The sequence below is a fragment of the Shewanella sp. ANA-3 genome (genome assembly GCF_000203935.1).
Taxonomy (GTDB): domain Bacteria; phylum Pseudomonadota; class Gammaproteobacteria; order Enterobacterales; family Shewanellaceae; genus Shewanella.
Genome location: NC_008577.1, coordinates 4342566 through 4357666 on the forward strand (window position 1 = coordinate 4342566; position 15101 = coordinate 4357666).

A 15101-nucleotide genomic window follows, 5' to 3' on the forward strand; every position below is an offset into this window, starting at 1 on the left:
GCCTGATGGGTTAGAGTAACGATCCCTATTTTGTTTTGATGGAATCCTATGTTCTCCTTGATAGATCCACAAACGCTCGCCATTGCGTCTGTGATTGTGTTTTTAGGTGCCCTCACCCAGAGTCTGATTGGCTTTGGTCTTGCCGTAGTGGCGAGTCCGCTGCTGTATATTGTCGACCCCGAATTAGTGCCCGCCCCGGTGATTGTGATGGGCTTTTCCATCGCCCTACTCACCCTACTGCGTGAACGCGGCCATTTAGAATTCAACGGCTTGCAATATGCACTGATTGGCCGCGTGCCCGGAGGTTTTATCGGTGCCAGCCTGTTGCTGTTTGCGCCACAGCCGATTCTTGGTTTAGCGATTGCAGGCATTGTGGCAGTCGCCGTGGTGCTGAGCCTGTATAAATTCAGCCTGCCAGTGAATAAAGCGACGCTATTTGGCGCGGGCGTGGTATCGGGGATCTTCGGTAATATTGCCGCCATTGGTGGTCCGCCGATGGCGATTTTGTTAGCGGGTAAGGATGCCTCCAAATTTCGCGCCGCACTCTCAGCCTTCTTTATCTTCAGCTCGACCATAGCGATGGTCATCCTTGGGGTGACGGGCCTGCTCGAAATCAAGCATTTATGGTTATCCCTGATGCTACTGCCCTCGGTCTTTTTAGGCTATTTAGTGGCGGGTAAACTGGTGGGGAATGTGGATAAGCATAAGACCAAGATGGCAACCTTAGCCCTCTGCGCTATCAGCGCCTTAGTGCTTACGGTGAAATCTGTGATTGAGCTATTGCCGCAATAATTACCGCAATAATCCCCTTCCAATCGCTGCCAATTGCCGCCATAAAAAAGCACCGTTACCGGTGCTTTTTGCTTGCAGGGGATGTGTGACTTATCCCATCGAGATTGCAGTTCACCAGAGCACTAACTTAGATAGCTTTGCCCCGCATACACAATAAAGTGTCTCAGTGCTAACACGCCGGTTAAGCTGGCGCAGGCCACCATGATCATCGCGCCCTTGCTATGGCGAGTCGCGGCAGGCAACAGCATAAACAGCAAAGGAATACCAAAACCAATCCCGACCACGCCAATCCAGAATACGCTTGCCCACACGCCAGAGGTGAGTGATGCCAGCGCCGCAGCCGCCGCGCCGCCCTTAAAGTACAAGGCGCAGAACAACATAAACAGGAACATGATTTCGATGGCCATCACTGGCAGCTCTAAGCCATGCATTTTGGCTAAGGTCTTGTCGTGGCTATCGGTCTTGAACATCACCAGCGCCAGCACCGCATTGGCGGCAGCGCCAGCCGATAAACCAGAGACTAAGAACAGCGCCGGCAATACCGCAGTGTTCAGCATTGGATAGGCATTCATGGCCGAAATTAAGAAGCCTGTGTAAGCGCCTACACCAATCGCGAGGATAAACAGCAGCACTTCAATCAGCTTTCTAAAGGGCATCAGCAGCTTAGCGATAGGCACTAAAAAACCTAAGCCCCACTTTGGCAGTTCGTCACGCAGCACAAGAATCGCGTAGGCAAATGCCAAGGGTGAGTAAGCCAGTAGCGCTAATACCCCAATCGCCATAACGGACTGGAAGTTATAGTTGATTAAAATCAGCCAGAAGTGGAAAGGCTTCGTTAAATCAAACACTAAACATGCCAAGCCTAGGCAAATGGCCACAGGGCCAATAATGGCGGCGGCCTTGAGAATACTGGTCTCCCCCTGCGCTTGCTCCTTATTAAACCAACGCAAACCGATACCAATCAGCAAACTTCCGGCGGATAAGCCCGCCATAAACAGATACACGGCGATGATCCAATGCCAAGTGACGGGATCATATTGCGCCATATCGCCCCAAGTATTGTTCATAATCAAATCCCCCCTCTTTTGGTAGGAACGCGATATACCCTAGGCTTGGTGCCTAAATGGGTCTTATCTTGGTAAGTGATCTTAGTGTTTAGTAGCATAGCGACCTCACTCTGTGGATCGTTGGCATCGCCAAAGACTAAGGCATCGGTCGGACATACAGTCACACAGGCGGGCTCTTCACCCCGGGCCAAACGCGTGTCCTTACAGAAGTTACACTTATCAGCCACTTTGGTTTCTGGGTTCATAAAACGTACCTTGTAGGGACACGCCGCCACGCAGTACATACAACCCACACACTTATCGCCATGGATGGAGACAATGCCATCCTCGCCCACATAGGCCGCGCCCGTTGGGCACACCTTCACACAAGGTGCATCTTCACACTGCTGACACGACACCCTGTGGTACTTAAAGTGCAGGTGTGGCATTTCGCCATAGGGTCCTTCGACTCTCACCTGCAAACGGGTCACCCCTTCTGGAACGCCGTTTTCACTGCGGCAGGCCACGTTACAGGCTTGGCAGCCGATGCACTTGTTCTCATCGTGCACCATCACATATCTTTTCGTCATTTGAGCCTCCAATTAGCGTTTTGCCAGCGTGACGCCTGTCGTATGAATATTCATGCCACACACAGGGGCTGTTTGATGGGGCAGTAAGTTTCCGCAGTGGATACCTTTACCTGTCGCTCTAACCAACTCTTTGTTTTTAGAGCCAAAGCCCATATAGGCAAACACGGTATCGGGGCGAATGCCCGGAGTGACTAAGGCGTGGCCCTCTTCGCTACCCACGCTGCTGGTTAACCGAATCGGATCACCATTGCTGATCCCTAACTTGCCCGCCGTGACGGGATGCACCCAAATGGCGTTATCCGACATCAGGTTAGCCAGCATGGGGATATTGTGAGTCGCGCCATTGGTATGCACGGCGACCTTGCCTTGGATAAAGTACAGCTCATCGGCTTTCTTCAAATGCACTTCACGGAACTTAATCACCCCGCGTCCTGGCGCCATGGCTTCGACCTTAGCAGAGGTCAATTCAATCTTGCCGCTTGGGGTTTTAAAGCTGAGTAAACTGCCGTAGGTGCCATCTTCATCGACGGGTTTGGCATTGGCGTAAGCCTTAGTAAACTCGGCCACCATCTTAGGTTCGCGCAGCATGATGGGCTTACCAAAGCTAACAAAACCTTCGTCCTTAATGCGGCGCAGCAGTGCGGTATCGCGATTCACCTGCAGCAGTTGCAGGGTTTCCATATTGTCCCAAGGGTAGAATTCACTTAGCCCTAGCTTATGGCCAATATCCTTAAAGATTTGCCATGAGGGCTTAGTGTCGCCTAGGGTTTCCACCACGCGTTGGCGCACATAGTAGGCTGGATTTTTACCCGACTTGTCGGCGATTTCCTCATCGCGCTCAAGGTAAGTCGACTCGGGTAAAATCACGTCGGCATAGGCGGCGGTTTCGCTGATATACACATCGCACACGGCAACAAAGTCGAGCTTTTTCAAGGCTTCGACCACACGCGCCCTGTCGGTCATGGTTTGCATGGGGTTAGTACGGGACATCACCCAACCGTGTAATTGGTAGGGCACGGCACTTAAGGTCGCATCGAGGATGGTTTGGTAAACCCCGCCCGATGACCACATCATGGCGTACTGCTCTTCCACTTGGTCGATACGTTTCGCCGCAGACTTAGGCATATCTTTTACGCCGGGTTTACCCAATACGGGCGCCACGCTTTCTCCCGCCAGCTTGTTATAATCGCCAGGCTTTTGACCTAGGTAGATACCGCCCTTACGCTCGATATTGCCAATCAAGATATTGGCAGCGTACAAGGCGCGGCGCATTTCAAACTCTTCGGTGGTAAAGGTGGCTCTGTGACCAAAATCCACCACAGCATGGGGCGCCTTGGCCGCATATTCGTGGGCGATACGGCGAATATCTTTGGCGGGCACATCGGAAACGGTTTCGGCCCACTCAGGGGTATAGGCTTTCACTTCGGCGGCGAAGGCATCAAACCCTTCCACATAGCGCTCGATAAAGGCCTTGTCGTAGAGATTATCTTCAATCAATACATGGCAAAGCGCTAAAGCCACCGCCACATCGGTGCCGGGGCGGATCGCATACCATTCATCGGCCTTATCGGCGACGATGGAGAATCTTGGCTCAAATACCACCAGCTTGGCACCTTTATCCATTTGCGCCGCCATCATGCCGCGGGTTTCGGACATGTTGATGCCTTCGTACAGGTTATGGCCGAAGTTAATGATGTATTTGGAGTTGCTTAAATCGCGCTTCACCTTAGTGCCAAACATGGCCTTAGCGGCAATCTCGTAACCACCGGGGCAAGTTGAGGCATGGGTAAAAGTATTCGGGCTGCCAAAGGCGGTGGCGAGATGGAATAAGTGTTTTTCTTGCGAACCGGATTTAGAGGAAAATGCTACCGCCTCAGGGCCATAAGCTTGCTTGATTTTATTGAGATTATCGGCAATCAGTTGATAGGCTTCATCCCAAGAGATCTCCGCCCACTTACCCTCGCCGCGCTCGCCAACCCGCTTGAGTGGCTTCACAATCCGCTGTGGGTCGTAAAGTAAACTATGGCCAGCGCCGCCCCGGGCACAGACTTTACCACCAAAGGATTTGGCCGCCTTATTGCCGCTGATAAAAACGTTTTTACCCTCAATCACCCGCGCCGAAATCGGGCAGCGAGTCGAACACATCTCACAGATACTGGCAATGTCTTTGCCCATACCCTTTAGCTGCTTGCTCTCTAATGCCGCTAAGCTGCCTGGCAGCAGGCTAGCCAAGGCGCACGTTGCACCGCTGGCCCCAGCGCCCTTTAAAAAGGTTCGCCTATTAAGCTCAATCATGGTTACCTCCATCACACTCATCCACCCTAATGCGCCAGTTGGCACACGCAAACTTAGGCTTTTGTCACCGCTGCGGTTAAAGGCTAAATTCGCTCACAGGTTTTTAGTTATTTACGCCAATGCACTTGCACCAATGACCTTGGGCACGCTGGCATTTTGCTGTTCCAGAGTGATTGTTATCCCTAAAGGGGTAAGCGGATATTGTGGTAAACCACATAGGCAAGTTGAGTGTGATCTGCGGCAACTAAAAGTTAAAAATGGTCTAAAAATTCGTGAATAGGATCAATAGAATTGGCGAGCCATTTGGGGAACCACTCGCCAACATTTTGAGATAAAAAACGGGCTAAAAAAATCTTAAAACTGACCAAAACAAGCTCGGTAAAATAGCAGCTTAATCGACTAGGGTGATCTCTAAGCCATTGAGTAAACGAATGGCTTCGTCACGGCTAAACTTAGCGCCCTTGATTTTATTGTTAAAAATATCGATATCGTAATCGGTCGCCTCGGAGAAATCCGCCTCCATCAACTCGGTGCGGCCAAATAAACTGTGGCGAAAATCGCTGTAACTAAAGTTGGCGCGATTAAACTTGCCCTCCCGGAAATCCACATCCTGCGCCTTACAGCCCTCGAGCACCATTTCATCGAGCTTAAGCCCCATAAAAGAGCTGTCGTTTAAGATGCAGGTTCTAAAGCTAAAAGGCGCCGCAAAGGATAATCTCGGCCAAGCGGCACGAGTCCAATCTATGCCCACCAACTTACATTCTTCAAAACGCACGCCGTTAAATTGGCTTAAGGGCACCTTGAGCAGGCTCAAATTACACCCCACAAAACGGCAATCGATAAACTTGCAGTTACGGAATGTGCTGTCGCTAAACTGACAATCGTGGAATTCACACTCTTCAAACTCCAGATCCTGCCACAGGGTTTGGCTCTCGGCTAAGGCGATAAATTGCTTTGAGAAAAAATATCGCCCCTCGGAGGCGGCGCGCGCCATCATCGGCGTTTTTACATCTGTCATTGACTACCTCTATCTGTGTCATCCCTACCTAGGCTAAGGGCTGATGGGCAAACTGTGTTTTTCAATTCACAAAAAATGGGCGTTAACGCAAAAGGCCACGCGGTATAGCTGCTTAGCCACTCGCTTTATTCAGACCACCTATATTACCCCGATTTACTGAGCTAACTGCATGCCTATATTGGGATTAATACCATTCTGAGGCTTAGCGAGTCACACTTTAAACTCAAGCTTCGCGATTCCTCGGCTCGGGTTTTATGGGAAGTATTTTCTGCTGCCACATTGATCCCTGACCAAATTTACACCGACACGCCGCACAGATGTGCATAAATAGCCGTGGAAAATTTTGCGAATAAAGGTAAAATGGCGCCACTTTTCGCGGCTGTCTAACAAGGTTCTCTCGGATTAATGGTTAGCCTTTTCGAGCAAAATGGCACGGGGTTTCCCCGCTTGAACAGACCAGATTCTCTCTGGCGCCAACCTTGCTCTGCGTGCTATTTTTACCCCTTATCCCGACCTTCTCTCTCCTGCCTATCGCCCGAAAATATCCTATTCGCTTTACGTTTTAACCTCACCAATCTCTTGTGCGCACTGAGCGATAAGCTATTGGTCAATAATAAAAAGGTGGCAAAGCATTTACGGCTTATGCACACCGCAACGAATAAAAAACTTGTCCCTACACTCTCTATCCAAAGGAATACTCGTCATGAGTCTTGCTGATTCCGTATTAGCCGTAAACAACGATTTACCCATCCGCACCAACAGCCCAGTCCATAGCGGCAAGGTACGTAGCGTTTACTGGCTAACCGACGCCGACAGCCGCCGTTTAATTCAAACCAAGGGCTACAATGTGCCCGAAGATACGCCGCTTGCCATTATGGTGATTAGCGACCGTATCTCAGCCTTCGACTGCATCTTCCACGGTGAAGGCGGATTAAAAGGCATTCCAGGTAAAGGCGCGGCATTAAATGCCATTTCTAATCATTGGTTTAAGTTATTTGCCGAAAACGGTTTAGCCGACAGCCACATTTTAGATATTCCGCATCCCTTCGTTTGGATAGTCCAAAAAGCCCGCCCAATTAAAGTCGAAGCCATTTGCCGCCAATACATTACCGGCTCAATGTGGCGCGCCTACTCTAAGGGCGAGCGCGTATTCTGCGGCATCACACTGCCAGAAGGCTTAGAGAAAGATCAAAAGCTGCCAGATTTGCTGATCACCCCTTCGACCAAAGGCATCTTAACCGGTATTCCCGGTGTGCCCGCGCAGGACGATGTGAACATCAGCCGAGCCGATATCGAAGCCAACTATCAAGCCTTTGGTTTTGAAAAGGTAGAAGATATAGACCTGTACGAGAAGCTGTTAAAAGATGGTTTTAAGGTGATTTCAAAGGCCCTAGCCGACCTTGACCAAGTGTTTGTGGATACCAAGTTCGAGTTTGGTTATGTGACCGATAAAAACGGCAACTCAAAACTGATCTATATGGATGAAGTGGGCACCCCAGACTCATCCCGCATTTGGGACGGCGCCGCCTACCGCGATGGTAAAATCCTTGAAAACTCTAAGGAAGGCTTCCGTCAGTTCCTGCTGAACCACTTCCCCGATCCAGATATTCTGCTCAACAAAGACAGAATGCCAGAGCGCGAAGCCCTCGCCCGCGATAACGCCCTGCCATTAGAGGCCATGATGAATGTGTCACGCACTTACACCGGCATCGCCGAGAAGGTGACTGGCGCGGCAATCCCGCTGCCAGCGAATCCAAAGGCAGATATCATCAAGATCCTACGGGAAGAGTATGATCTGATTGTTTAATCAGCTCTGCTGTGGTTAGGGTGTTACCCTCAACCTAAATTGAAAAAGGCGCTTAGGCGCCTTTTTTGTTTTTCAAACTGGGTTTGGATTTATGTGTATGAATTCATTCAGAGAAAATCTAAGACAAGATCAAAGTCGTGGGGCTTCACCCCACACCCGACCAAGGAGGACTGCTCGTCCTATCCTCCTTGGATGCTCCAAGACGCCCCAACGGAGTTGAAAGCCCCTTGGGCATTTAGCGTCCTTATGCTATCGCGTCAGACGCTCGTCCCTGATTCGACTGACGCTATCTCGGCATCCATGCCTCGACCACGCAACGGACACCAATCCCCTGCGGCAACTCCGAGGGGAGGTGAACTTCTCTTACAAAAGTGTGAACTTTTAATCCTCAAAGATTTGAGCTTGCCAGATCTTCATGACAGGTATCATTGTGCGGAATGGTTGATAACAACCTACAACAATGATAATTTCCATTTATTTTAAAAATATTTTTTATTCTCTTAATAAAATACGTTTCTCATCAATCTAAGTAATGAAATGAGCAAAAAAATATATAAATATATTGGTCCTAAAATTTTAGAGCAGGCCTTTTATAGACAAGGTTTCTGTCGTGTGAAGTGCTCTTATCCAAAAGATTATAATGATCCATATGAACTATTTCTGACTGTAGATTTTAATGATGAACCTGAAGTGCTGGCTTTTTATAATGAAGTAATTGAAGAGATACCACAGTATCCTACATCTTGTTTTTCTAACTCTCCTATTGTAACTCCAATGTGGGCCCATTATGGACAAAACTCTCAAGGTTTTGTAATCGAATTTGATGAAAATAAAATTTTAAAAGCAATAGAAAATGCTCGAATAGACGATGTCGATTATAAAGATAAGCCTAGCGAAGAATTATCCAATCTTTTACATCGTGCTTGTTTTATTGGAAAACCAAGGTACACCATGTTTCTATGGAGAGGTGTCCTAAGTTCAGCGTATTTTACAAAAAACTCATGTTGGAGCTACGAGTTAGAGAGAAGACTTGTTGTAAAAAATGAGGATATTGAAAATATTGGTGGTCTCATGATCCTAAATATTCCTATCGACTGCGTATCAGCCATCATTGCTGGCTCTAAAGCAGAACAGGAATACCTTGAAAAGTGTAGAGATTTATCTGATTCACTTAATATCCCTTACTTTCAAACGACTATAGGGAAAAGCTCATCAACACCATATTTACTTACCAAAGACTCCAAAAGTTTCATCTTCGATAGCGATAAAATTCGCCCCGCGTCTCATGCATGTAAAAACTGCAGGGAACCAATTATTGCAGATAAGGAAATGTGCTCATGGTGTTGTATTACAGAATATCATCAGCAAAATGCAGCATACCGAAATCCGATGAGAGCATTAGACCATGCTGGGATATTAGAGCAATATGTCAGATCATTTCCTAACATAACAAAAAAATCTTAGTGATATAGAACATCACTATCTTAGAACAATATTTCTAGAATCCTAAAACCTTACTTATCGGAAAATTTTACTGTTTATCGTAGAATTTATAGTTACATTAACTGAGTACCATTTTGTCCCTACACTTGTGCTCTATTCAAATCAAATCTTAGATCTTCTGTGATCCTATATCCTAAAGTACGCCGATTTGAAGATATGAAAACCACAACTCTTTCGGAAATCAATAGCGAACACTTAAATAGCAGGAGTTCACCTTCCCCTGCGAAGTTGCTGAAGGGCGCTGAAGAAAATCGCGTGAGCGAGGCATGGATGCCGAGTTAGCTTTCGGGGTACAGGATGTACCATCGGAAGCGTTAGCGATTTTCGAATAAGCACGAAGCCACTAACCAATGCATCTAACTTCGCTAGGGACGCCGGGGGATTTCCAAAAGGGGAACAGGCGTTTTTCCCCTTTTGGTCGGGTGTGGGGTGAAGCCCCACGACTTTGATTCACCTCGGCCGTTAGGCCGCAATGACTATACATCAACATAAACAAGTGTGAGATGAAGTCCCACGACTTTGACTTTGGTTTTGATTTTCTAAAGGAACCATCAACAGTCTAAATAAGCTAAAGAAGACTGATGAAAGTAAGAAAGTTGCCATCTTCAACCCAAGGTTAAATCTTCACACAGACAAACAGCGCATTACCTGAGCTTAAATCCCATGGGACGATTTTTTCATAATCGTGTTCAAAGATATGCACTTCAAAATATGGCGCGAGTAACGCTTGCAGCTCCGCAAAACTGGTCGCGACCATAGTATGTTGGTCTTGCCATAACTCAGTCTGATGCGCAGATGTATCGGCATCGGCGTCTACATCAGCCTGTTGAGTAAAAGGCTGGTGACTCTTTGCAATACTCAGGTTTAATGACTAGTTTTCGCCTTGACCACTGTAATGCCAGCCAGATTCAAAGGCAAAATGGTGCCCCTCAAACTCGGCAAAATGCTTAATCGATAAGCGGTTATCGATGCGGTGCTTATCAACCGAGTTAAAACAAAATATCCCACCGTCATTTAGGGCGCGGTGCACGCTGGCAATACAACTCTTAAGGCGCTCGATGCCCGCACTGTAATGAATGGAATATAAAAAACAGGTAATTAAATCGACTGGCTGCTCGAGATAAAAGGCGGTCATATCCTGTAGATTAAACTGCGCCTCAGGGCAGCGGCGCATGGCCATATCGAGCATGGGTTGATTAATATCCAGACCACGACATTGATAGCCAAGGTCGATAAAGTGCCGCACATGCGGGCCTGTGCCGCAGGCTAGATCGAGGTGTTGCTTGCCATTATTGCCTAAGAACTGATGCAATCGATGGATACTCGCACTCTGTTGTTGATAGTTGATATCGGAGCACATGAGATCGTAATAACCGGAAAGATCGGTATAAAGCGCGTTAGAAGACATAGCGGCAAACAGGAGCCATAGGCAATTAAGGGTGGCGCATGATATATCAGTTGGCTAAGAACCGATACACGCAATTCCGCCCTAGAGTCGAGTACAAAACGCGAGAATCCATTTTATTCAATAAACAGTCCACTAGGATAAAGATGGGGCAGGTGTTTTCTTCAATTCGGTTCGCTGAGTGGGATATGCCTTCACGGCCAAGCATATAAAAATGGGCTGCTCAGTTGAGCGGCCCATTGCGATAGAGAGCCATACCCACATTGCGGTTTTATTTGAGTTTATAAACCACTTCGACTCTGTCTTCGATAGTGACTTGACCATATTGATAGCTTTCGGCGGCTCCCATGGCATCGGCCTTAGCATTCATACGTAACATCACGGGCTGCACAGGTCGTTGATCGTAATAACGAATTTGCCACACCTTACCTAAGTTCTCCCCAAATCCCTTGGCTAAGCTTTCGGCTTTTTGTTTAGCATCGACAATGGCCGCTTGGCGCGCCTTGGCCACATACTCGGCCTCTTTGCTCGACTTAAGGGCGATATTGTTAACCCTGTTAATCCCCTCCTCTAAGGCGGAGTCCAGAATGGTATTTAAGCGGGCTAAATCACTAATAGTGACTGTGATTTGACGACTCGCGGTATAACCACTCAGCTCGGGCGCCTTATCTTGGGCATACACATATTGCGGTTGCAGATTTAAGTTAGCGCTTTGGATTTGCTCCTTGGTAATACCCGCGGCGGTTAAACGGGCGATAAATTTCGCCACTGCGGCATCCGAATTATCCTTGGCGGCCTTAGCCTCTTTCTCGGTAACGGCCACTTCGACATTAAGCTCGGCCATATCGGGCTCAACCTGAATTTGGCTCACTCCCATGGTTTCGATATGGGGGAAATCCACGTCGGCGGCCATCGCCTTAGCGGTAAATACACCAGAAAAAAGACCACCAGCCACTAATACAGCTAAAAGAGAATGCTTCATTATTAACTCCAACTAAATCATTTAAGGCGAGACTGCCGTGGTTCTGACGCGGCGGCTATCGGCTAAAAGTACGACTCACTGTACCAATATGTAACAGCACGATTTGTCGTCCGTTGTGATAGCCGCGCATCATGCAAACTACCCCTATAAACGCGGGCAAAAATAAAAAGGGTTAATTTTTTTGAAAATTTTTTAAATCGGCGGCGAGCGGCAGTGCACTGCGCCATTCAAACCTTAAAGCCATTCGCCCAAGATGAAATGCGGCGGGATAACAGAGCAGCGGACTCTGCCGCGCCACAACTGGTAGAAACGCCCTCTTGGCTGTACACTTTTCACCCAAAGACACTGTACCTTTTAATCACTTCAGGTATAATCCGCGCTCTTTTTACGGCGCTCTTTTATCAGCATCAGCGAGACACCATGACAGTTGAAACTTTTAATCCTAAGCAAACAACCACGCTTGAGACCCCAGCCAAGACATTAGAAGCAGCGAGTGCTGACTTAGCTAATGCCGAAAGTGCTACCGGGAATCGCATCGGTTTCGTGTCTTTGGGTTGCCCAAAAAACCTAGTGGACTCAGAGCGCATTCTGACCCAATTACGCATCGACGGCTATGAAGTCACCAACAGCTACGATAATGCCGATCTGGTTATCGTCAACACCTGTGGCTTTATCGATGCGGCGGTTGAAGAATCCTTAGATGCGGTGCGCGAAGCCCTAGAAGAAAACGGCAAAGTGATCGTGACTGGCTGTTTAGGCGCCAAGGAAAACCAAATTCGTGAAGTGCACCCAGACGTGCTCGAAATCACCGGCCCACACAGCTACGAAGCCGTGTTAAAGCATGTACACAAGTACGTGCCAAAACCAGAGCACAACCCATTTACCTCGTTAATCCCACAAACTGGGGTTAAGTTAACGCCTAAGCATTACGCTTACTTAAAGATTTCAGAAGGTTGTGATAACCGTTGTACCTTCTGCATCATCCCAGCACTGCGTGGCGATTTAGATAGCCGTCCAGCCGGTAGCGTATTAGATGAAGCCAAGCGTTTGGTTGAATCAGGCGTGCAAGAAATTTTAGTCGTAAGCCAAGACACCTCTGCCTACGGCAAAGACAAGGGCGGCCGCACCGATTTCTGGAACGGTATGCCGGTGAAGCAAGACATCACTAGCCTTGCCCGCCAACTGGGCAAGATGGGCGCTTGGGTACGTTTACACTACATCTACCCATACCCATGGGTTGACGATCTGATCCCATTAATGGCCGAAGGCTTAATCCTGCCTTACTTAGACATTCCAATGCAGCACGCCAGCCCTCGCATCCTGAAAATGATGAAGCGTCCAGGCCGTGTTGACCGTCAGTTAGAAGCGATTCAACGCTGGCGCGAAATCTGCCCAGACTTGGTGATCCGCTCAACCTTTATCGTGGGCTTCCCTGGCGAAACCGAAGAAGACTTCGAAATGTTGCTCGACTTCCTGCGTGAAGCGCGCCTCGACCGCGTAGGCTGCTTCAAGTACTCAGAAGTGGAAGGCGCAGTCGCCAACACCATCGCTGAACTTATCAGCGAAGACGTGAAGGAAGACAGATACCACAGATTTATGGAAGTCCAAGCCGAGATCAGCGCCGAGCGTTTAGCCCGTTTCGTTGGCCGCACTATGGATATTCTGATCGATGACGTAGACGAAGAAGGCGCCATTGGCCGCAGCTTCGCCGATGCCCCAGAAATCGACGGCATGGTCTTTATCAACGGTGAAACCGAACTCGAACCCGGCATGTTAGTCCGCGCTGTGATCACTCACTCGGACGAGCACGATCTGTGGGCTGAGTTAGTCGACGCCGATGCAGAAGATGATATCGAGGCTTAAGCACTCGACTTAAGCGTGCTACTAAAGCGCTTGCCCTAAGCAGTCGATTAGCCGGATTAAAAACATAAATAGCGAGCCCTTGATATTAATACTAATAGTCAAGGGCTCGCTTTTTTATGGGCAATCGTTACCAGCCTAGTGATAGGCATTGAAGGAAATAGGCTGCCAATGGCAGAGCAGATAAGTTGAGGAATAGGCTCAGGAATGGTGCGTTAAGAGGCTTACTGGATAAAAATCAAAGAGAAATCGAGCAGAGATAAGGGAAAAACAAGTTACAAGGCGAGCAAACTTAAAGCTTTAACACTAGGCACCAGCGAGGCAAGCCCCATAAAGTCGAAAGGGGTATCGCCCCTGTGCTGATACCCCTTTCGGTTTGCTGCTTTACGGTTGTAAGACCCTTTGCCCTTTTTCGGCTTTTCGGTTCGCATTCTAAACAGTGAACTTGTCACCACTGCCTTGAGTGCGTTGTCGGTAATAGTGCCGCGACCATTTTCATGCTCGAGCACGCTAGTCTCTTTAAGCTTTGCCATAGGAACTCCTCAGTTAATATTTACAGGCCAAATGCACCTCACCCGACCTGCGGCGACACTATAGCGCAATATGACAGGATGTACAGAGTTTGTGCAGTAGTGCAAAGAATCTCTCTTTTTATTATCAAAAAGTATGATAGATTAATTCAATAAAAATAATACATTAGGCTAACAAGCCTTCGCCTTAGTTGTACTTTTAGCTCGCCCATTGGCGGCAAGATTACCCTTTGTAATCACGGGATAAGGAGATCATTTTGCAGTTTGCAGTTATTTATCGGCCTTTGCTTAGCCTCGTTTTCTTGTTACTCAGCTTCTTCCCCAGTCTCGCGCAGGCTTTTTCAAGCTCTGAGTGCATCATTACCATGGGGTATCGCACCAGTGAGCGCCTTCCCTTTATCGAGCACGACCCAAATAACCAAGGCTTCTACCACGACATATATCAAGCCGCCGCCGAACGGATTGGTTGCAAACTCAGGATCACGCGGGCGCCTAAGATGCGGATTTTACGGGATTTAAAACTCGGTAATATCGACTTTTACCCAGGCCTGAGTTTTAGTGAAGAGCGCGCCCAATTTGCCTATTTTATCCCTAATGGCCTGTCGGAGCGCGCCATCGGCATTAGCCGTGCGGGAGCCGCTAATATCAGTTCGTTAGAGCAGTTGTCCCAGAGTGGGATGACACTATTAATCGCCCCCGGCAGTTACGACTTTAACGGCTTACCAGAGACCATGTCGGTACGTAAACCGCCCGAACTCGATGTGCCTAAGGCCTTAGATTACCTGCTTGCCAGCCAAGGGGATTTTTTTATCTACGATCAGGCCACCATCAGCTACTACCTTAAACAGCGGGACATGAGCCAATTTAAGCTGCACCCTAATTGCTGCCAGCAGCCTCAGGCCATGTATCTGGGGTTTTCGAAAAAAAGCCGCCATTTTCGCGGGCAGCATAACCCCAATTACCGAGCAGACTTACCCGTCAGCCCAGATAACAGCCCCAACAGACTCGCCGAAGATTCGAAGGCCTATGAGTTTGCTAAGGCACTCGCCGCCATGGATGCCGAAGGGGAAACCCAGCGTATCTACTTCAATCACTTCGGTTAATCCAAAAGCGTGTTAAACCGCGCCGCTTTTTATCCTCACATTGCTGCTAGCTTATCTTCATCTTGGTGCTAGCTAGCACTGCGGCCGCTATTTCAGCTTTGTCTTTATAAGCTCTGCGACAATATGCCGCACCTGTCACACTGTGATGATCTTTATAATGCAGCGCAATT

11 protein-coding genes and 1 pseudogene are annotated in these 15101 nt (G+C 48.3%); 5 read left to right on the forward strand and 7 right to left on the reverse strand.

Features of this window, described 5'->3' with window-relative positions:
- Positions 1-48: 48 nt before the first annotated feature.
- On the forward strand, positions 49-792 hold the full coding sequence (locus SHEWANA3_RS18895; protein WP_011718394.1) for a sulfite exporter TauE/SafE family protein: 744 nt from the start codon (positions 49-51) through the stop codon (positions 790-792).
- Between the two features lie 122 nt (positions 793-914).
- Here SHEWANA3_RS18895 and nrfD read toward each other — a convergent pair whose 3' ends face one another.
- The 4 genes from nrfD to SHEWANA3_RS18915 form a co-directional block, all read right to left on the reverse strand.
- Entirely contained in the window at positions 915-1859 is a 945-nt protein-coding gene (nrfD, locus tag SHEWANA3_RS18900; protein ID WP_011718395.1) for an NrfD/PsrC family molybdoenzyme membrane anchor subunit, read from the reverse strand.
- Positions 1860-1861: 2 nt separating this feature from the next.
- Entirely contained in the window at positions 1862-2428 is a 567-nt protein-coding gene (locus tag SHEWANA3_RS18905; RefSeq protein ID WP_011718396.1) for a 4Fe-4S dicluster domain-containing protein, read from the reverse strand.
- A gap of 12 nt (positions 2429-2440) precedes the next feature.
- The gene (gene phsA, locus SHEWANA3_RS18910; RefSeq protein WP_041412810.1) at positions 2441-4723 is read right to left on the reverse strand and encodes a thiosulfate reductase PhsA; all 2283 of its coding nucleotides are present in this window, start codon (positions 4721-4723) and stop codon (positions 2441-2443) included.
- A gap of 391 nt (positions 4724-5114) precedes the next feature.
- Positions 5115-5741 carry a pentapeptide repeat-containing protein gene (locus SHEWANA3_RS18915; RefSeq protein WP_011718398.1) on the reverse strand — a complete coding sequence of 209 codons (627 nt, stop codon included), beginning with the start codon at positions 5739-5741 and terminating at the stop codon, positions 5115-5117.
- Between the two features lie 703 nt (positions 5742-6444).
- Here SHEWANA3_RS18915 and SHEWANA3_RS18925 point away from each other — a divergent pair.
- Together SHEWANA3_RS18925 and SHEWANA3_RS18935 are read left to right on the forward strand one after the other, a co-directional pair.
- Positions 6445-7548, forward strand: a complete 1104-nt coding sequence (locus tag SHEWANA3_RS18925; protein WP_011718400.1) for a phosphoribosylaminoimidazolesuccinocarboxamide synthase — start codon at positions 6445-6447, stop codon at positions 7546-7548.
- A gap of 537 nt (positions 7549-8085) precedes the next feature.
- Entirely contained in the window at positions 8086-9012 is a 927-nt protein-coding gene (locus SHEWANA3_RS18935) for a DUF2971 domain-containing protein (RefSeq protein ID WP_011718401.1), read from the forward strand.
- Between the two features lie 655 nt (positions 9013-9667).
- Here SHEWANA3_RS18935 and SHEWANA3_RS18940 read toward each other — a convergent pair.
- Positions 9668-10459, reverse strand: a pseudogene (locus SHEWANA3_RS18940) (class I SAM-dependent methyltransferase).
- A gap of 268 nt (positions 10460-10727) precedes the next feature.
- Complete coding sequence (locus SHEWANA3_RS18945; protein WP_011624181.1) at positions 10728-11438, reverse strand: oxidative stress defense protein; 711 nt, start codon at positions 11436-11438, stop codon at positions 10728-10730.
- Between the two features lie 420 nt (positions 11439-11858).
- Here SHEWANA3_RS18945 and rimO point away from each other — a divergent pair, with 420 nt between their 5' ends.
- A complete protein-coding gene (gene rimO, locus SHEWANA3_RS18950; RefSeq protein ID WP_011718402.1) occupies positions 11859-13301 on the forward strand; it encodes a 30S ribosomal protein S12 methylthiotransferase RimO in 1443 nt (480 codons plus the stop codon).
- 272 nt (positions 13302-13573) lie between these two features.
- Here the strand turns inward: rimO and SHEWANA3_RS18955 are convergent, their stop codons facing one another.
- A complete protein-coding gene (locus tag SHEWANA3_RS18955) occupies positions 13574-13831 on the reverse strand; it encodes a ribosome alternative rescue factor ArfA (protein WP_011718403.1) in 258 nt (85 codons plus the stop codon).
- Positions 13832-14085: 254 nt separating this feature from the next.
- Between SHEWANA3_RS18955 and SHEWANA3_RS18960 the strand changes: the two genes are divergently transcribed.
- Entirely contained in the window at positions 14086-14931 is an 846-nt protein-coding gene (locus SHEWANA3_RS18960; protein ID WP_011718404.1) for a transporter substrate-binding domain-containing protein, read from the forward strand.
- The last annotated feature ends 170 nt before the right edge of the window (positions 14932-15101 follow it).